Raw genomic sequence first — 17,387 nt, 5'->3', positions numbered from 1 at the left:
ACGCCGTGGATGCGTCGCCAAATTCCCACTCGACCGGGCGGCTGGATCAGGCGACGATCAGGTCAGGTCCTGCAGGGTGCCTCCGACGGCCAGTCCCACATCTTGGCCGGCGGTCAACGGCACCGCACGTAACACCAGTTCAGGGCGGGCTAAGCCTATGGCCGCCTGAGCTGAGCATTCGATGAAAATCGCCTGTAAGTCTGCGGGATAGCGCCGCTGCGACGGACAGGTACCGATGACCGTCAACTCAGACGGGTTCGGCCTCGGCCAGCAGTAGGGTGGCGCCGTCAACCAGCGTTCCGATCACCTCGTCGGTGCTGAAATCGCTGAGCCACAGATTCGGGGCGTCGGTGCGGTGCAGCATCGCGACGCCGTGCAGTGCCACCGACAACGCCGCGGCAATCCGGTCCGAATCAGGATCCGAGTCCGAATCCGGCGCCTCCCCCCGGCAGGCCAGCAATCCTCTGGTCACCACGGCCAGTGCGCGGCGGGCCGCCGGCGGGGCGTGACCGTCCTGGGTCATCAGCGCGTAGCGCAGCGGATGGCGCTGCGCGAACGAGACATACACCCGACAGCCGATGAGCAGGCGTTCCCGCGGGTCAGTGGCCTGCTGGACGTGCTCGGCGATCTCGTCGGAGACCTGAACCCAGCTCGACTCGGTGACTGCCTCGAGCACCCGGTCCAGATGGTCGAAGTGCGCATACACCGAAGGTGCGGCGATGCCGGCCTCGCGGGCGATGCCGCGCAGCGAAACCTCGGCTTCGCTGTCCGCGCCGTCGATGACCCGAACAGCGGCAGCCAGGATCTCGTCGCGCAGCAGCGCGCCGTGGCCTCGCAAATTGCGCCGACGAGGGGGAGTGGGCACGCGGTGATCCTAACGGTTTGTTAGCTGTCCTCACTTGCGTTCTGCATAACATCTCGCGCGCAAGTGTGAGCTGGCACTGTTTAACTTTACACTCGTTTCTTTACGGTCGTAAGGTTAACGGTCATGAGCGCAATGAAGAAGCTTCGCGGGCCGCTTGAGCGACTGTGGATCGTGCTGGTGATCGTCCCGGTCGCCGCGATCGGTGGGCTGGTCATCTACCGGTTCCACGGCGTCTTCGGCGCGGACGGGGCGGCGGTCGCCGGCGGCACCGGTGGCGAAATCGTCTCCACAGTGCCGAAGTACGTCACCTACGAGCTCTACGGCCCCGAGTCGACGTCGGGCATGGTCAGCTACGTCGACGAGCGCGCGCAGTCCCAGGAAGCCCAGTTCCACTCGCTGCCCTGGTCGCTGACGTTGACCACCACGCAACCGAGCGTGTTCGCCAACGTCATGGCCCAGGGCGACAGCCGCGAGCTGGGCTGCCGGATCACCGTCAACGGCGAACTGCGCGACGAACACCAGGCCGACGGCCACAACGCCGCGACGTTCTGCGTGGTGAAAGCGGCATGAGCGGCCACCACACCCCCGTCGGCACAGGAGCTCCGTGGTTCCCGCGGCTGATCCGCGCGTGCGCCATCCCGATCATCCTGTTCTGGCTCGCCGCGGCGGCAGCGACCAATCTGCTGGTTCCGCAACTGGAGGTCGTCGGCGCGCGCAACGCCGTCTCGCTCTCCCCGCAGGACGCGCCGTCGGTGATGGCGATGAAGCACATCGGCGAGAAATTCGGTGAGTTCACCAGCGACAGCGTGCTGATGATCGTGCTGGAGAGCGATGCCGAGTTGGCAGAGGACGCCCACCGCTACTACGACCGGCTGGTGGCGACGCTGCAAGCCGACACCGTGCACGTCGAACACGTGCAGGACTTCTGGGGTGACCGGGTCACCTCGGCGGGCTCGCAGAGTGAAGACGGCCGGGCCGCCTACGTGCAGGTGCACCTGGCGGGCAACCAGGGTTCGGCGCAGGGCGTGGAATCGGTCGACGCGGTGCGCGACATCGTCGAGGAATCCGACCCGCCGGCCGGACTGCGCTCCTATGTGACCGGGCAGGCGGCCCTGGTCGCCGACACCAACGAGGCCGGCGACGCCTCGATGGTGAAGATGACCGGCATCACCATGGCCGTCATCGCGGTGATGCTGCTGGTGGTCTACCGGTCGATCGCGACCACACTGATCGGACTGCTGGTGGTTGTCACCGAGATGAGTGTGGCCCGTGGCCTGATCGCGGTGCTGAGCAACTCCCACGTCTTCGCGATCTCGACTTTCGTGGTCAGCATCCTCACCGCGCTGGCCATCGCGGCCGGTACCGACTACTGGATCTTTTTGATCGGCCGCTACCACGAGGCACGCAATGCCGGCGAGGAGCGCCAAACCGCGCAGAACACAACACTGTCCAGCGTCAGCCACGTCATCCTGGGCTCCGGCCTGACCATCGCCGGGGCGATGCTGTGCCTGCACTTCACCCGGCTGAACTACTTCAACACCCTGGCGGTGCCGTGTGCGCTGGGCATGTTCACCATCCTGGCGATGGGGCTGACCTTCGCTCCAGCGGTACTTGCGGTCAGCAGCCGATTCGGACTGCTGGACCCTAAGCAGGCCACCAAGACCGGCGGATGGCGCAAGGTGGGCACCGCCGTGGTGCGCTGGCCACTGCCGATTCTGGCCGCCGCCATCGCAATTGCGGCCGTGGGCGTCCTGGTGCTGCCCGGCTATCAGACCAGCTATGACAACCGGCACTACATCCCGGCCGACGTCCCGTCCAACATCGGCTATGCCGCAGCCGAGAAGCACTTCAGCTCCGCGCGGATGAACCCCGACATGTTGATGGTGGAGTCCGATCACGACATGCGCAATCCCCGCGACATGCTGGTGCTGGACCGAATCGCACGCAACATCTTCCGGGTGCCGGGCATCGAGCGGGTGCAAAGCATCACGCGGCCGCTGGGACCACCCATGGAACATGGATCGGTGCCGTTTCAGATCAGCGCACAAGGCGTGACGATGCGGGAGAACCTGCAGTTCCTCAAGGCTCGCCTCGACGACACCCAGACGATGGCCGACCAGCTCTCCTCGATGATCACGGTGATGGACCGGCTACACGGACTGACCGTGCAACTCTCCGATGCCACCCACGGCACCGACGAGGCCGCCCACGATATGCAGGGCACGATGGAGGAAGTCCGGGACCGCATCGCCGACTTCGACGACGAGGTCCGGCCGCTGCGCAACTATTTCTATTGGGAGCCGCACTGTTTCAACATCGGTGTGTGCAACGCTTTCCGCTCGATGTTCGACGCCACCGACGGTTTCGACAAGCTGGCGGAGAACACCGCGGCATTGGCCGGTCAGTTGGACCGCGTCGATGAGATCACGCCGGCGATCGCCGACCAGATCCCGCCGATGATCGCCATCACCACCAACATGCGCGACCTGATGCTGACCATGCACAGCAGCTTCAGCCAGGTGGTGACCCAGCTGGAGCAGATGACCGACACCGCTGCGGTGATGGGCCAGGTGTTCGACGACGCCCGCAACGACGACATGTTCTATCTGCCGCCGGAGGCGTTCGACAGTCCCGACTTTCAGCGCGGGATGGAGCTGATGATGTCGCCGGACGGCCAGGCCGCACGCATTCTGATCACCCACGACACCGACCCGGCGACCGTCGACGGGATCTCGCACGTCGGCGCCGAGCTGCAGGCCGCCAAGGAAGCCGTCAAGGGCACGCCGCTGGCCAAGGCGAAGTTCTACCTGGGCGGCACTGCCGCCACCTACGCCGACATCCAGACCGGGGCGCACTATGACCTGCTGATCGCAGCGATCGCGGCCATCGTGTTGATCTTCGTGGTGATGCTGCTGATCACCCGGGCCCTGGTGGCCTCGATCGTGATCGTGGGGACCGTGGTGCTGTCACTGGCCTCCTCGTTCGGATTGTCGGTGTTGCTGTGGCAGTACGTGTTCGGTATCGAGCTGCAGTGGCTGGTGATCGCGATGTCGGTGATCGTGCTGCTGGCGGTGGGCTCCGACTACAACCTGCTGGTGGTCTCGCGGATGAAGGAGGAGATCAACAGCGGATCTGCGACGGGTCTGCGCACCGGACTGATCCGGGCGATGGGCGCCACCGGCAAGGTGGTGACAGCAGCCGGCATGGTGTTCGCCTTCACGATGATCGCGATGATCGCCAGCGACCTGCGGTCGGTCGGGCAGATCGGCACCACCATCGGGCTGGGCCTGCTGTTCGACACGTTCATCGTCCGCAGCCTGATCACCCCGTCGATCGCGGCGCTGCTGGGCAGGTGGTTCTGGTGGCCGATCAATGTGCACCGCCGCCCGGCCCCGGAACCGGCCGCCCACCCCGCCGAGCGTGAAGTTGGCCGCACGTTAGACGACGAGCGTGAAGGCACCTTCACGCTCGCGCCGGAATCGCCGGCGCTCGAACCGGCATCGCCGATCCCCGCGAGCTAAGAATCTTACTGTTACGCCAAGATACTCTTATTTTTCTTAATTTATCTGTATCGTGGGTCCCTTGCGTCATGGAGAGGGGCTTGCGATGGTCAGTTCGGATAGGTCAGCGGTCGTGCTGGGAGCCGGGATGGCCGGCCTGCTGGCAGCGCGGGTGGCCTCGGAGTCCTACGCCTCCGTCACGGTCGTGGACCGCGATCGGCTCCCCGATCACCCCGCTCAGCGCAAGGGGGTACCGCAGGGGCGGCATCTGCACAGCTTCCTCACCCGCGGCACCGGCATCCTCGGCGAGTTGTTTCCGGGGATCCTCGACGAGCTCGCCACCGCCGGCGCGGTGGTGATCGACAACTGCGACCTGTCTGGGCGGTATGCGCGCATCGGCCGTCATGAGTTGAACCGCACGGGCACACTCTCCGATCCCCGGGCCCTGGCGATCTACAGTGCGAGCCGGCCGTTCATGGAGTTCCACGTGCGCCAACGCGTCGACAAGCTCACCAACGTCGCGTTCCTCGACGGCCACGACGCGATCGAACCGGTGCACGATCGAGGGGTCGTCCGCGGCGTGCGAGTGACGAATCGGGACAACAAGCTCACCCAGGTGCTGCACGCCGACCTCGTCATCGACGCGACCGGGCGGGCCTCGCGGACTCCGGAGTTCCTGGCCGGACAGGGCTTCGGCTGCGTACCGGACCACCGCCTACGCCCCGCGTGGGCCTACTCCAGCCAGCTGCTGCGCATCCCACCCGGACGGCTCGAGGACCGGATGGTCTTCGTCAACTCCGGGCGCGCCTATCCCGGTCTGCTGCTGGTGGCCTACGAGCACGACACGTGGATGCTGTCCATTGCCCGCCACGGTGACTATGGCTCTCCCCCAAGGAATTTCACCGCCATGCGGACCGCGGCCAAGCAGCTTCTTCCGGAATCCATCATGGCCGGCTTGCGAGCTGCCACACCGGCGGGTGACATCGCGGTCTCGCACGACACCGGCGCACTGTGGCACCGCTACCACCAGATGCAGCGCTTCCCCGAAGGACTCGTGGTGGTCGGCGACGGGCTCTGCCGACTCAACCCGCTGCACGGGCAAGGTATGACCGTGGCAGCACTGCAGGCGCTGGCGCTGCGCGACTGTCTCCGGGACGGCGGTCCGGAACTGTCGCAGCGCTTCTTCCGCGCGGCGGCTGCCCAGATCGCACCGATCTGGGCAGCGAACGCGGCCCAGGATCGTCCCGCTGCCCAGGACCGCCCGCACCCGATCCGCCGCCGGCTCGGCGGATGGTTCACCGACGCGGTGGGGACCGCCGCATCGCGCGACATCGCTGTCACCGAGCGGTTCCTGCGGGTGCGCAATCTGGTGGATTCCCCATCGCGTCTGCGTGATCCGGTCCTGCTGGCCCGGATCCTGCGGGCCAATCTGCGGGGCACGGGATTCGCTTCATGACGGACGACGAGGCCGCCATCCGGGAGCTGCTCGCCGATCAGGTCGCCGGCTGGAACTCAGGTGATCCGGCGGCGTATGCGGCCGTCTTCACCCCCGACGCGGACTACGTGACCTTCCTGGGTGCCCGCCACCAAGGTCGGGAGGCGATCGCCACGGCGTACGTCCCACTGTTCGCCAAGCTGCTGCGAGGGTCGCGCTTGGAACTCGAAGTCCGCGGGCTGCGGTTTGTGACACCGGACGTGGCGCTGATCCACTGCCACGCCGCGGTCACCAAGAAGGCACCGGGCCGTGTGCGGATCAACACCAGCGTCGCGGTCCGGACCGGCGATGGCTGGCGGTTGGCCTCCTCGCAGAACACCACCCACCGACGCCTGGCCCAAAGACTTATGCACACACTGGTTTCCCGACGCCGCGACACAGGAGGCTCCCATGCTTGACGCCATCTACCGGGCCGCACGCGGCAGGATCAGCACCCTGGCCGCCGGACTCTCCGCTGACCAGCTACGCCTCGCGGTTCCCGCGACACCCGGCTGGTCGGTACACGACGTGTTGGCCCACCTGACCGGCGGCGCCGCAGACGTCCTGGCGCAGCGACTCGACGGGGCACCGGGCGAGTCCTGGACCGCACGGCACGTCGCCGAACGTCGCGACCGCCCGGTCGACGAGCTGCTCGACGAGTGGGAGCACGCGTCCCCGGCAGCCGAGGCGGGTCTGCCCGAGCGGTTCGCCGGGCCCAACCTCGCCGCGGACGCGATCTGCCATGAGGGCGACCTGCGCGAGGCGTTGAGCCTGCCCCGGATCGACCGTGAACACTGGCAGCCGTTCCTGGACGTCCTGGGGAACTTGCCCGGTCGGCGACTGCGTGACACCGCCACCCTGGTGATCATGGACGAGCTTGGTCAGGAATGGCGTTGCGGTTCAGGCGAATCCGTTACCGAATTACGGGCCGACGGTTATGAGCTGATGCGCGGACTGTTCAGCAGGCGCTCGCGCAGTCAGATCGCCGGGTGGGAGTGGTCCCCCGAACCGTCGGCGCAGCTGGTCGACAGCTTCGGAGTTTTCGGCCACCGCGACGACGATCAGCCGGTCCCGGTCTGCTGACCTCACCCGCCGCAGGAGGTCAACCGCGGCGGGGAGAAGGCCACCGATCCGACCCCGCCGTCGACGGCTCCGTTGTTGGCGAGTTGCATCGTGGTCACGTAGGTACAGGTTTGAATCTCGGTGGATAAATTCAGGTAGACCACGTTGTAGGTGTAGGCGAACGTGCGGACCAACTGCTTGGCATCCCAGGGCACATCCAGCACGAAACCGAGCGATGAGTCGATCGTCCGGATCCAAATTGCCCGCGCACCGGTCTCCCCGATCGACGGCACCACCGAGAACGCGGAGCCGTCGGGTTTGGTACCGGCGACGCTGAGGCTGTCGATGCGGTAGCCGGTGGCTTCCGCCGGCACCGGCGGTCCGGGGCTGATCCTGGTGGTGAATTGGATTGCGTAGCTTGTTCCGCCGCCGATCGCCCTGGTGGTGGAGAAGCTGGTCCAGGTGAATTCCTCCGGCAGCTCTGCAACGCAGTTCCCGATCAGCTCGTTCGGCTCCCCACACCCGGACGATCCCGTCGGCGCGGCCAGCGCACGCGGGCCCGCGAACGCGGCACCGACCAGCGGCACCGACCAGGCGGCACCGCGCAGGAAGTTGCGGCGCGAGAACGCCGTCTGAGCACTGCCGGTCACGAGTCTCACCGTAGGTGATCGGAGCGCATTCGGTTGTTCGACCAAAGTTGCGGTTCAGGCGAATCCGTCACCGAAATCAGCCGATCCCGGCCTGGCTGACCTCACCCGCCGCAGGAGGTCAACCGCGGCGGGGAGAACGCCACCGACCCGACACCGCCGACGATCATTCCGTTCTCGGCCAGCGTCATCGCGGTCACGTACGAGCAGGTCTGAATCTCGGTCAGCCCGTTGAGGTACACCACGTCAAAGGTGTACGCGAAATTGCGAACCAGCTGTCCAGCCGTCCACGGCGCGTCGATGACGAAACCCAGCGAGGACGCCGACCGCGCGCCCAGTACCCGCGGACCGCGCTCCCCGATGTGCGGAGTGATCGAGAACGGCACCCCGTCGCGCTTGGTGCCGGCCAGACCGATGCTGTTGATGCGGTATCCGGTGGCGGCTGGAGGCACCAGCGGCCCCGACCGGATATTGGTGCTGAACAGGATGGAGTAGTTCGTCCCTCCGACCACGGCGGTGGTGCTGAAACTCGTCGAGGTGAACTCTTCGGGCAGCTGCACCACGCAGTTCTCGATCACCTCATTCGGGTCGCCGCAATCCTGCGAGCCGGGTGGCACTGCCAGCACGCGCGGGGCGGCGAGCGTGATACCAAGCGCCGGGGCCGACCACACAGCCCCGCGGATGAAGATGCGTCGCGAGATCGCTGTCGTCGTCGGGTCGCTCACCGCATCAACAGTACCGACCGCAGCCGGTTTCGGTTGTACACCCAATAATTCGGTGCCATGCTCGCCGAATGGTCTGGGAGCGATTGTCCGCCACCGTCACCGGCCGCCGTTCTTGGCTCGTTGCGCTGGTCCCGCTCCTGATCGCCGTCGCGCTGATGGTGCTCAGCAACGACAACGCCGGCGCGACCCAATCTCCCGAGTCACTGCCGGCAGGCGCCGAATCAGCCCGCGCCGCCGCCGCACTGTCCACCTTCGCCGGCGGGGAGCAGGCGACCGCCCTGCTGGTCGCCACCCGCACCGACGGTGCGCCGCTGACGACGGGCGACCTCGCGGCGGTGAATGCGGCTCGCGACCGTATGACGCAGGTGCCCGACGTGCTGTCCGGGCCGGCACCACCGGTCCTGCTGTCCACCGACCAGCTGGCTGCCCTGGCAACGGTGCCGCTGAATTCGGAGTTGTCCGGTTTCGCGCTCACCGATGCGGTCAAAGCCCTGCGCGCGGCCGCCAATGACGGCTCGCCAGCGACACTGTCGAACCACATCACCGGCGGGCCGGCGTTCGGTGCCGACATCGCCGATGCCTTCACCGGCGCCAACGTCACGTTGTTGGCGGTCACCGCGCTGGTGGTCGCGCTGCTGTTGATCGTCACCTACCGCTCGCCGGTGCTGTGGCTGGTACCGCTGATGGTGATCGCGTTCGCCGACCGGGTGGCCACCGTGGTGGGATCTGATGTCGCGCGTGCGGCGGGGGTCACCTTTGACGGCTCCACCTCCGGCATCACCAGCGTCCTGGTCTTCGGCGCCGGCACCAACTATGCGCTGCTGCTGATTTCGCGCTACCGCGAAGAACTGCGGACCGAGCCCAGGCATCGCGCCGCCCTGCGGCGTGGGGTGGCCGCCGCCGCCCCGGCGATCCTGGCCAGCAACGCCACCGTGGTGCTGGCCCTGCTGACGTTGATCTTGGCGGTCACCCCGAGCACCCGCAGTCTCGGGATCTGCGCCAGCTGCGGGCTGGTCGTGGCCGCCGTGTTCGTATTGTCTGTCTTGCCTGCGTTGCTGGCGTTGTTCGGCCGGAAGGTGTTCTGGCCGTTCATTCCCCACCCCACCGACGACGCCGGGACGCCGGCCGGCCCGTGGCATCGCGTGGCCGAAGCCGTCTCACGTCGCCCGGCCGTGGTGTGCACAGCGGCGGTCGCCGTCCTGGCGACGTCGGCCGCCGGACTGCTCGGTACCGGAATCGGGTTGTCGCAGACGGAGCAGTTCCGGTTACAGGCCGACTCGGTGATCGGCTTCGACACCCTGGCAGCGCACTTTCCCGACGGCGCCGCGAGTCCGACCGTCGTGATCGGCTCCAGTGCCCGGGCCCGGCAACTCAAGCAGGCGATCACCGCGGTCCCCGGCGTGAACTCGGCGGTCCCGACGGGGGTGTCCGAGACCGGACGAACCATGTGGTCGGTGGTGCTCGACGCCGCCCCGGCCACGGACGCCGCTTTCGCAACCATTGCCGGACTTCGTGATTCGGTCAGCGCGGTAGATGCGCGGGCGTTGGTCGGTGGCGCCGACGCGCAGGCCCTCGATGTGCGCGACGGAGCCACGCGCGACCGCGAGGTGCTGATCCCGCTGATCCTGCTGGTGGTGCTCACCGTGCTGTTCGTGCTGCTTCGGTCGGTGTTGGCCCCGCCTGTCCTGGTGGCAGCGACGGTGCTCAGCGCAGTCGCCGCGCTGGGGCTGGGTTGCTGGGCCAGCCTGCACCTGTTCGGATTTCCCGCGCTGGACAACAGCACTCCCCTGTTCGCGTTCCTGTTCCTGGTCGCGCTGGGCGTGGACTACACCATCTTCCTGGTGACCCGCGCTCGCGAAGAGACGCCCGCACACGGCACCCGCGACGGCATGGTGCGCGCGGTTACAGCCACCGGCGGAGTCATCACCAGTGCCGGCATCGTGCTGGCAGCGGTGTTCTGCGTGCTCGGGGTGCTGCCGTTGATCGTGCTGACCCAGCTGGGCATCATCGTGGGCTTGGGAATCCTGTTGGACACGTTCGTCGTTCGCACCCTGGTGATCCCGGCGCTGTTCTCACTGATCGGCGATCGGGTCTGGTGGCCCAATCCGCCACGCTGACCTCTACAGTGCCGCCCAGATCGACTTGGTCTTCAGGTAGCCGTCGATGCCCTCGTAGCCGAACTCGTGGCCCATACCGGACTGCTTGTAGCCGCCGAACGGCACGTTGTGGTCGAAGACCAGCTGGCAGTTCAACGTCACGGTACCGGCCTGCAGGCGCTTGCCCAGGTTGTGCGCGCGAGCCAGGTTGGTGGTCCACGCCGTGGCCGCCAGACCGTAGCTGGTGTCGTTGGCCATCGCCACGGCTTCGTCGTCGTCGTCGAACGGCAAGATGGTGACGACCGGTCCGAAGATCTCTTCCCGGTACAGCCGGCTGGTGGCCGGGTCGACATTGGTCAGGACGGTCGGCTTCACGAAGTAGCCCTTGCGATCCACCCGGTAACCGCCGGACACCACCTCGACACCGTCCTTGCGGCCCTGATCGATGTAGCCCATGACGCGCTCGAGCTGCTTGGCGCTGACGAGCGGGCTGATCATGGCGCCCTCGTCCTTGGGGCCTCCCAGGACCAGGTTCTCCCCGATCATCGCGATGCCCGCGACGACGCGCTCGTAGACGCTGCGCTGCACGAAGATCCGGGAGCCGCAGACACAGCCCTGACCGGAGTGCACGAAGATGCCCATCGCGGCCATCATGATCGCCATGTCCAGGTCGGCGTCTTCGTAGATCAGCACCGGGGACTTGCCGCCCAGCTCCAGCGTCACCTTCTTCAGGTTGTCCGCGGAGTTGCGCATGATCTCCTTGCCGACCTCCGTCGAGCCGGTGAAGGCGACCTTCTCCACATCGGGGTGGCTGGTGATCGCCGCGCCGGCGGTAGCGCCGTAGCCGATGACGAAGTTGGTGACGCCGTCGGGGACCCCGGCCTGCGCGATCAGCCGTTCCAACAGCACCGCCGACAGCGGCGTCTCCTCCGCCGGCTTGACGACGCTGCTGCAGCCTGCCGCCAATGCCGGGGCCACCTTGGCGCAGGCGTTGAACAGCGGTCCGTTCCACGGATAGATGAGGCCCACCACGCCGTAGGGTTCCTTCACGGTGTAGGCGTGCATGTTGGCGTAGGTGCTGTTGACTCCGCCCTCCATCTGCACCTGGTAGCTGCTGCCGTTGAGCTTCGTACACCAGCCCGCGTAATACCGGTAGAACTCCGCGCAGGTGGACACGATCATCTCGGCCTGGGCCGGGGGCATGCCGGCATCCAGGGACTCCAGCTCGGCGAACTGCGCTGCGTGCTCATCGATCAGATCAGCGAGCCGCCACAGCACCTTGGCCCGCTGCCGCGCCGGGAGGTCGGTCCACGCGCCGGATCGATAGGTCGCCTTGGCGCGGGCGACGGCGTCGTCGACCGCTTCGGGGCCCGCGTCACGGAACTCGGTGATCAGCTCTTCGGTGGCCGGGTCGATCACCGGGATGACTTCACCGGTACCGGGCCGCTTCGCAAGATCATCGATTACCGACTGCACTGTCATTGACGGGTCCTTTGGTCGCGACGGCAGGTGCTGTGCACCTGCTTAGCATTCGAGACACGGCATGGTCAACAGCGGGCGTTGCGCGCTCAGTCGAATTCGGGATCCTCGTCGCGGGTCCGCTTGAGTTCGAAGAAATGCGGATAGGACGCGAGTGCGACGACGCCGTCCCACACCCGCCCGGCGTCCTCGCCACGTGGAATGCGTGCGAGCACCGGACCGAAGAAGGCGACCCCGTTGACGTGGATGGTCGGGGTTCCGACGTCGGGACCCACCTTGTCCATGCCCGCGTGGTGGCTTGTGCGCAACGCCGCGTCGTAGTCGGTGGACTTCGCCGCGTCCGCGAGATCGACGTCGGCACCCGCTTCGGTCAGCGCCTCCACAACAATCGCGGCCATATCCGTACGGCCTTCGTTGTGAATCCGAGTGCCCATCGCGGTGTACAGCGGTAACAGGATCGCATCGCCGTGCCGCCGCGCGGCGGCCATCAACACCCGCACCGGCCCCCAGCCCCGGGTCAGCAGTTCCACGTACCGCCGAGGGAGGCCCTCTCGACCCTCGTTCAGCACCGCAAGGCTCATGACATGGAACCGGCATTCGATGTCGCGCACCTTCGCCACCTCGAGGATCCAGCGAGAGGTGATCCAGCACCAGGGGCAGAGCGGGTCGAACCAGAAGTCCGCGCGGTCTTTGCTCGCTGCTGCGGTCGCAGTATCGGTCACAGCGCCTCCTTGATTGTGGGGATCGAGCATTTTTGGGCTGCTCGGCCCATTTCCCGATTAGACGCCTGGGACTTCTGGGCTGTCAAGCCCAATCGGCTATTTGGCGAAGGTCTGCACGTGGTCGATTGCCGCATGTAGCGCGTTCTTCAACGGACTGACGTCCCGTTTGACCTGGGTAAGCAGCATCCCGCCCTGAAATGCCGACAGCAGCAGATCGGCCAGTTGCGTAGGGTCCGCCTCGGCGCCGATCCGACCGAGGTCCTGCATGCGCTGGATTCCATCGCGAAAGATGTCGCGCCACTGGTCGAAGGCCCCAGCGAGCGCATCGTGCACGTCGAGGTCGGTCTTGATGATCTCACTGGCGAGGGAGCCGAGGGTGCAGCCGTCCCGATAGGCGCTCTCGTCATTGACGTAGGAATCCGCCCAGTCCCGAAGCGCTTCGAAGGTGTCGAAGCCGGCGAATCGTTCCGCCCGATAGGCCGCCAGAATGCGTTCGGCCTGCCACTCGATCACCGCCAGGACGAGGCTTTCCTTGGTCGGGAAATAGTGGTTGAGCTGCGACCCGCTGACACCGGCGACGCGACGGAGTTGCTCATTGTTCGTGGCGGCGACGCCATGGGCGTAGATGAGCCCGGCGGCGTGCTCGAGGATCCGCGCCCGCGTCGCCTGCCCTTTTTCGGTGAGCTTCCGGGGCTCCGCGGCAGCTGCTGAGACCTTCATGCGCCAAACAATACCGGAATTGGGCTTGACAGCCCACTTCCGAATCCTGTCTACTCCAGAAGTGGGCTAACTAGCCCAAAATTTGATACCGCGTCCCGACCGCCGGGGCTCACTCCCACCTACTGGAGGTTGATCCGCCATGTCACGTCTGACCACTCCCGCTCCCGAAGTGCTGCCCGCTGGAGCACAGACCGTCCTGGACAACGTCGGAAATCAGTTCGGCTTCGTCCCTGGAATGTTCGCGATGCTCGCGTCGAATCCGACCGTCCTCGACGTCGTCATGACGCTGCAAACCGCCTTGAGTCGAGTTCTGGACGCGAAGACGCGCCACACCATTGCGCTCGCGGTGTCCGAGGCAAACGGATGCGACTACTGCCTGGCGATTCATTCGTATGTCTCGTCCGAGCTCGGCGGGATGTCTGGCGACGACATCGAGCTGGCTCGAGCAGGAAGCTCGACCGACCCCAAACGCGCTGCCGTCGCTCGCTTCGCGGCGCGGTTGATCGAGACCCGCGGCAAGGTCAGCGACGCCGAACTCGCAGCGGTGCGAGGCGCCGGGTACAGCGACCCGCAGATCTTGGCGATCGTCACGGTCTCCGTGCAGGCCCTGTTGACCAACTACATCAACAACGTCAACCAGACCGCGGTCGACATTCCGTCGACCAGTCCGGCCGCCACCCCTCGTTGAAACCCATAACCCATTGCAGAGAAAGCGAACTGACATGAACCTCGACGCACTGATGAGCAAGCACCTCACGAGAGCCTTTGACTCCAGCAGAACCATCCCCGCGGACTCCCTGCAACAGCTGCTCAGATTCCTGCGCTCGACGCCCTCGTCGGTGAACGTGCAAGCTAGCCGCTTCTACGTGCTCGCAACGCCGGAAGGCAAAGCGCGGCTCGCGAACAATCTCGGTGAACGCTTCCAGGACAACGGCGACAAGATACTCAATGCGTCGCACACCATCATCTTCACCACCCGGACGGACCTGCCAGACAGCCACCTCGAGCAGGTGTTCGGAAAAGAGAAGGCCGACGGGCGGTTCCCGGACCCGGCAAAGCAGGCGCATTGGGAATCCATGGCCCGCGACTTCCTGCACCTACGCGCCAACGGTTACCGGGATCTCGGCCACTGGATGGAGAAGCAGACCTATCTGGCCCTCGGCATGACCATGATGGCCGCCGCCGAGCTCGGGTTCGATGCCACGCCGCTCGAGGGATTCGATCCCGCCAGCGTCGACAAGGCCTTCAAGATCCGCGAAACCGGATACACGACAACGGTGCTGCTGGCCCTGGGCTACCCCGACCCCGCGAAGGCGTACGGCAATCCGATTTCACGCATCGAGGCCGAACAGCTCTTCACCTTCTTCTGAAGACCCCCACTCATCATCCGAAAAACCAACGAAAGGCCTCCACCATGTCCATCGAATCCAACACGTATGTCACGTCAGCCCTCAATGCAACGCCAGTGGTACGAGCTGCGGGAAACAACATTGCCCGTTACGGTTTGGCGCTCGTGATCGGGTGGATCGGCGTTCTCAAGTTCCACTCCTACGAAGCGCACAACATCGCGCCCCTGGTAGCCAACAGCCCGTTTATGGGTTGGTTCTACGGCATTTTCAGCGTGGAGACGTTCTCGTCGGTTCTTGGTGTCGTAGAGCTGATCACCGCGTTGCTGCTGGCGGTAAAACCGTGGTATCCGAAAATGTCGCTACTGGGAAGCGTGTCGGCTATCACGCTTTTCCTCAGCACCCTGTCATTCATGGTGACGACGCCGGGCGTAGCGGAAGTGTCCGCCGGCGGATTCCCCCTGTTGTCGATGACCGGCCAGTTTCTGGTCAAAGACGTTGCGCTGCTGGCAGTGTCGATTCTGACGCTGGCCGACACCATGGAGGCAATCGCTCGTCGCGCAGCCTCGACGAACAGATGAGATGACCAAGGAGGTCGGGAGCGAATCGATCCGCCTGCCGCAAGCTCGCTCGGTCCATGGCGATTGTGCGGCAGGCGGATCGATTACCGTTCCGGCTATGAATCGGCGTCGTACCCTGACACGGAGGTTCTGATGCGCACCCGCGGTTGGAGCGGGAATGTGCCCGCCAGCGACGAAGAGGCGGTGGCACGGATTCTGCAAGCCACCCGCCAGACCATCGACGAACGCGGCGAGCAGACCAGCATCGCCGACGTCGCACGCACGCTGGGCGTCACCCGGCAGACGGTCTACCGCTATTTCCCCAGCACCGAGGAGCTGCTGACGGCAACCGCCGCCGACGGTGCCGGCGCCTTTCTGGACCAGCTGGCCGAAGCCCTGGCCGGAATGACCGATCCCGGCGAAGCGGTCGCCGAGGGCGTCGCACTCACCCTGGAACGCCTCCCGGTCGACCCCTATCTCGGTCTGCTGCTGCGCACCCAACAGGCCAGCGCCTTTGCCGTGACCGTCACCACCGACACCGGCCGGAGCTTCGGGCACTCCCTGCTCGAACGTCTCGACGTCGACTGGACCGGCTTCGACGATCAGGGCATCGACGACATCATCGAGATGGTGCTGCGCACGCTGCAGTCGTTCATCCTGGCGCCGCCGCCGGCGCCGGGCGAGGAACTACGGCGCCTGCTGCGTCGGTGGATCGCCCCGGCGGTGAGTGCGGCGCGCAGCGCTACGCCGGATCGCGCGTCAGCGAGTACGTGACGCCGGTGAGCGCTTCGGCGACGGTCCACAGCCGCCGCTGGGCGTCGGCGTCACCGGCTCGTCCGGCGGCTCGCACCAACACCGGCGGGCCGATCTGCTCGAAACGCCCGCCCGGGCCGTAGAACTGACCGCCGGTGGCGGCCGGGTCGGTCGCTGCCCGCAACATCGGCAGGGCCCCCTCCGCAGGACCCTGGGTGAACCACCCCGTCACATAGCGAGACCGGCTGTTGAACACCCAGCGCACCGCCCTGGACTGCTCGCGCAGGATTGAGGTGCGGGTGCCACCGGGGTGTGCCGCCAACGCGATCGCCGGGCTGCCGACCGATTCCAGCCGGCGCTGCAGTTCGTAGGTGGCCATCAACTGGGCAAGCTTGGACTGGGTGTAGGCCCTCGCCGGAGTGAACGACGTCGTCAACTGCAGATCGTCGAACGCGATCCGGCCACTGCGGTGGGTCTTGCTGCTCACCGCGATGATCCGTCCCGCCCGGGAGGCGAGTATCCGATCCAGTAGCAGCCCCGTGAGCGCAAACGGCCCAAGGAAGTTCGTGCCGAAATCCCCCTCGAAGCCATCAACCGTCAACTTCCGGGTCTGGTGCATGACACCGGCGTTGTTGACCAGGATGTCGATCACCGGATAGCCGGCCCGCAGCTCGTCCGCGCAAGCCCGCACCGATGCCAGGTCACTGACGTCCAGACGAACCACGTCGACGCGTGCAGCCGGAGCCGACCGGAGAATGTCTTGCCGGGCCGCGGCAGCGGCGTCGGTATTGCGGCAGGCCAGCACGACCGTGGCGCCCAGGATCGCCAGTCCCCGCGCGACTTCGAGGCCGACTCCGGTGTTCGCGCCGGTCACGACGGCTACCCGGCCGGCCTGCGGAGCACCCTGCTCCGGTGACCATCCGGATGCGCTCATCTACCCGCGGCCCGCGGTCGCGAAACGCTGGTCGGTGTAGCGGCGCAGGTTGGCCAGGAAGCGGCGAAAGCCCAGATTCATCAGCGGCCCGCTGATCGGCGAGAACCACCCTGCCGGGCCGGTCAACCGATTGGCCAGGGTCCAGGTGAGCCGGCACCCCGCCGGGGTGGGCTCGATGACGTAATCCTCGACAAACACCGCCAGCGCCGACGTCGAGCTTGCGTTGAAGCGAAATGCCATGTGCCGTGCCGGCTCCCAGGCCAGGAACTCCTCATCGCCGACGATGCCGCCCCGCATGTCGACGACGCGGGTGGTGCCGACGCCGTGCGGCTCGGGGCTGGTCCAGGTGACGTTGGTGATGACACTGGCCCAATGCGGCCAAGCTTCGGCGTCGGCCAGCACCTCCCAGATCTCCTCGGGCGTGACGGCCAGGTCGACACTGTTGCGAAACCGCTGCGGCGCGCGCTCGAGGAAATCGAGGCCGACCTGCTCACACGGGTGCAT

At 66.3% G+C, this 17,387-nt stretch carries 18 protein-coding genes; 10 read left to right on the top strand and 8 right to left on the bottom strand.

What is annotated here, in order from left to right:
- Positions 1–247: 247 nt before the first annotated feature.
- Positions 248–865, bottom strand: coding sequence for a TetR/AcrR family transcriptional regulator (locus tag ACJH5R_RS17715; RefSeq protein ID WP_406756639.1), 618 nt, complete (start codon positions 863–865; stop codon positions 248–250).
- Positions 866–988: 123 nt separating this feature from the next.
- On the opposite strand from ACJH5R_RS17715, the gene ACJH5R_RS17710 reads away from it, so the two are divergent.
- From ACJH5R_RS17710 to ACJH5R_RS17690, 5 genes are all read left to right on the top strand, one after another.
- On the top strand, positions 989–1,435 hold the full coding sequence (locus ACJH5R_RS17710) for an MmpS family transport accessory protein (RefSeq protein WP_406756638.1): 447 nt from the start codon (positions 989–991) through the stop codon (positions 1,433–1,435).
- Positions 1,432–4,386, top strand: a complete 2,955-nt coding sequence (locus ACJH5R_RS17705) for an RND family transporter (protein WP_406756637.1) — start codon at positions 1,432–1,434, stop codon at positions 4,384–4,386. The genes ACJH5R_RS17710 and ACJH5R_RS17705 overlap by 4 nt, the downstream gene beginning before the upstream one ends.
- 85 nt (positions 4,387–4,471) lie before the next feature.
- Positions 4,472–5,821 (top strand): FAD-dependent oxidoreductase, encoded by a 1,350-nt coding sequence (locus ACJH5R_RS17700; RefSeq protein WP_406756636.1) that lies wholly within the window; start codon positions 4,472–4,474, stop codon positions 5,819–5,821.
- Positions 5,818–6,258: an SgcJ/EcaC family oxidoreductase gene (locus ACJH5R_RS17695; protein ID WP_406782497.1), complete on the top strand. Its 441-nt coding sequence runs from the start codon at positions 5,818–5,820 to the stop codon at positions 6,256–6,258. The genes ACJH5R_RS17700 and ACJH5R_RS17695 overlap by 4 nt, the downstream gene beginning before the upstream one ends.
- Positions 6,251–6,922 (top strand): maleylpyruvate isomerase family mycothiol-dependent enzyme, encoded by a 672-nt coding sequence (locus tag ACJH5R_RS17690; RefSeq protein ID WP_406756634.1) that lies wholly within the window; start codon positions 6,251–6,253, stop codon positions 6,920–6,922. Before ACJH5R_RS17695 ends, ACJH5R_RS17690 begins: the two co-directional genes overlap by 8 nt.
- 2 nt (positions 6,923–6,924) lie before the next feature.
- Here the strand turns inward: ACJH5R_RS17690 and ACJH5R_RS17685 are convergent, their stop codons facing one another.
- Both ACJH5R_RS17685 and ACJH5R_RS17680 read right to left on the bottom strand, forming a co-directional pair.
- Positions 6,925–7,551: a hypothetical protein gene (locus ACJH5R_RS17685; protein ID WP_406756633.1), complete on the bottom strand. Its 627-nt coding sequence runs from the start codon at positions 7,549–7,551 to the stop codon at positions 6,925–6,927.
- A 101-nt stretch (positions 7,552–7,652) separates the two neighbouring features.
- Positions 7,653–8,273, bottom strand: coding sequence for a hypothetical protein (locus ACJH5R_RS17680; RefSeq protein ID WP_406756632.1), 621 nt, complete (start codon positions 8,271–8,273; stop codon positions 7,653–7,655).
- Between the two features lie 68 nt (positions 8,274–8,341).
- On the opposite strand from ACJH5R_RS17680, the gene ACJH5R_RS17675 reads away from it, so the two are divergent.
- The gene (locus ACJH5R_RS17675) at positions 8,342–10,390 is read left to right on the top strand and encodes an MMPL family transporter (protein WP_406756631.1); all 2,049 of its coding nucleotides are present in this window, start codon (positions 8,342–8,344) and stop codon (positions 10,388–10,390) included.
- Positions 10,391–10,393: 3 nt separating this feature from the next.
- Here ACJH5R_RS17675 and ACJH5R_RS17670 read toward each other — a convergent pair whose 3' ends face one another.
- From ACJH5R_RS17670 to ACJH5R_RS17660, 3 genes are all read right to left on the bottom strand, one after another.
- The gene (locus ACJH5R_RS17670; RefSeq protein WP_406756630.1) at positions 10,394–11,851 is read right to left on the bottom strand and encodes an aldehyde dehydrogenase family protein; all 1,458 of its coding nucleotides are present in this window, start codon (positions 11,849–11,851) and stop codon (positions 10,394–10,396) included.
- Positions 11,852–11,937: 86 nt separating this feature from the next.
- Positions 11,938–12,600, bottom strand: coding sequence for a DsbA family protein (locus ACJH5R_RS17665; RefSeq protein ID WP_406756629.1), 663 nt, complete (start codon positions 12,598–12,600; stop codon positions 11,938–11,940).
- A 66-nt stretch (positions 12,601–12,666) separates the two neighbouring features.
- Positions 12,667–13,290, bottom strand: a complete 624-nt coding sequence (locus ACJH5R_RS17660) for a TetR/AcrR family transcriptional regulator (RefSeq protein WP_406756628.1) — start codon at positions 13,288–13,290, stop codon at positions 12,667–12,669.
- A gap of 139 nt (positions 13,291–13,429) precedes the next feature.
- Here ACJH5R_RS17660 and ACJH5R_RS17655 point away from each other — a divergent pair, with 139 nt between their 5' ends.
- From ACJH5R_RS17655 to ACJH5R_RS17640, 4 genes are all read left to right on the top strand, one after another.
- On the top strand, positions 13,430–13,978 hold the full coding sequence (locus ACJH5R_RS17655) for a carboxymuconolactone decarboxylase family protein (RefSeq protein WP_406756627.1): 549 nt from the start codon (positions 13,430–13,432) through the stop codon (positions 13,976–13,978).
- 34 nt (positions 13,979–14,012) lie between these two features.
- Positions 14,013–14,660: a nitroreductase family protein gene (locus ACJH5R_RS17650; protein WP_406756626.1), complete on the top strand. Its 648-nt coding sequence runs from the start codon at positions 14,013–14,015 to the stop codon at positions 14,658–14,660.
- Positions 14,661–14,704: 44 nt separating this feature from the next.
- A complete protein-coding gene (locus ACJH5R_RS17645) occupies positions 14,705–15,217 on the top strand; it encodes a YkgB family protein (protein WP_406756625.1) in 513 nt (170 codons plus the stop codon).
- 132 nt (positions 15,218–15,349) lie between these two features.
- Entirely contained in the window at positions 15,350–15,970 is a 621-nt protein-coding gene (locus ACJH5R_RS17640) for a TetR/AcrR family transcriptional regulator (RefSeq protein WP_406756624.1), read from the top strand.
- Here the strand turns inward: ACJH5R_RS17640 and ACJH5R_RS17635 are convergent.
- Together ACJH5R_RS17635 and ACJH5R_RS17630 are read right to left on the bottom strand one after the other, a co-directional pair.
- Positions 15,939–16,883 carry an oxidoreductase gene (locus ACJH5R_RS17635; RefSeq protein ID WP_406756623.1) on the bottom strand — a complete coding sequence of 315 codons (945 nt, stop codon included), beginning with the start codon at positions 16,881–16,883 and terminating at the stop codon, positions 15,939–15,941. The two genes, ACJH5R_RS17640 and ACJH5R_RS17635, sit on opposite strands and share 32 nt — an antisense overlap.
- Positions 16,884–17,387 (bottom strand): SRPBCC family protein, encoded by a 504-nt coding sequence (locus tag ACJH5R_RS17630; RefSeq protein ID WP_406756906.1) that lies wholly within the window; start codon positions 17,385–17,387, stop codon positions 16,884–16,886. It abuts the gene before it with no gap.

This window comes from Mycobacterium sp. SMC-19 (assembly GCF_045310815.1).
In the GTDB taxonomy this organism is placed as follows: domain Bacteria; phylum Actinomycetota; class Actinomycetes; order Mycobacteriales; family Mycobacteriaceae; genus Mycobacterium.
The sequence above is the reverse complement of the archived record's forward strand: the minus strand, read 5'-3'. Positions and strand labels throughout refer to the sequence as shown.

Bases quoted from the DNA above. Each gene is read 5' to 3' on its own strand.
- ACJH5R_RS17630 (WP_406756906.1), bottom strand. From the start codon at position 17,387: ATGCACCCGTGTGAGCAGGTCGGCCTCGATTTCCTCGAGCGCGCGCCG.
- ACJH5R_RS17645 (WP_406756625.1), top strand. From the start codon at position 14,705: ATGTCCATCGAATCCAACACGTATGTCACGTCAGCCCTCAATGCAACG.
- ACJH5R_RS17670 (WP_406756630.1), bottom strand. From the start codon at position 11,851: ATGACAGTGCAGTCGGTAATCGATGATCTTGCGAAGCGGCCCGGTACC.
- ACJH5R_RS17695 (WP_406782497.1), top strand. From the start codon at position 5,818: ATGACGGACGACGAGGCCGCCATCCGGGAGCTGCTCGCCGATCAGGTC.
- ACJH5R_RS17705 (WP_406756637.1), top strand. From the start codon at position 1,432: ATGAGCGGCCACCACACCCCCGTCGGCACAGGAGCTCCGTGGTTCCCG.
- ACJH5R_RS17655 (WP_406756627.1), top strand. From the start codon at position 13,430: ATGTCACGTCTGACCACTCCCGCTCCCGAAGTGCTGCCCGCTGGAGCA.
- ACJH5R_RS17640 (WP_406756624.1), top strand. From the start codon at position 15,350: ATGCGCACCCGCGGTTGGAGCGGGAATGTGCCCGCCAGCGACGAAGAG.
- ACJH5R_RS17665 (WP_406756629.1), bottom strand. From the start codon at position 12,600: ATGCTCGATCCCCACAATCAAGGAGGCGCTGTGACCGATACTGCGACC.
- ACJH5R_RS17675 (WP_406756631.1), top strand. From the start codon at position 8,342: ATGGTCTGGGAGCGATTGTCCGCCACCGTCACCGGCCGCCGTTCTTGG.
- ACJH5R_RS17660 (WP_406756628.1), bottom strand. From the start codon at position 13,290: ATGAAGGTCTCAGCAGCTGCCGCGGAGCCCCGGAAGCTCACCGAAAAA.
- ACJH5R_RS17710 (WP_406756638.1), top strand. From the start codon at position 989: ATGAGCGCAATGAAGAAGCTTCGCGGGCCGCTTGAGCGACTGTGGATC.
- ACJH5R_RS17700 (WP_406756636.1), top strand. From the start codon at position 4,472: ATGGTCAGTTCGGATAGGTCAGCGGTCGTGCTGGGAGCCGGGATGGCC.
- ACJH5R_RS17650 (WP_406756626.1), top strand. From the start codon at position 14,013: ATGAACCTCGACGCACTGATGAGCAAGCACCTCACGAGAGCCTTTGAC.
- ACJH5R_RS17635 (WP_406756623.1), bottom strand. From the start codon at position 16,883: ATGAGCGCATCCGGATGGTCACCGGAGCAGGGTGCTCCGCAGGCCGGC.
- ACJH5R_RS17690 (WP_406756634.1), top strand. From the start codon at position 6,251: ATGCTTGACGCCATCTACCGGGCCGCACGCGGCAGGATCAGCACCCTG.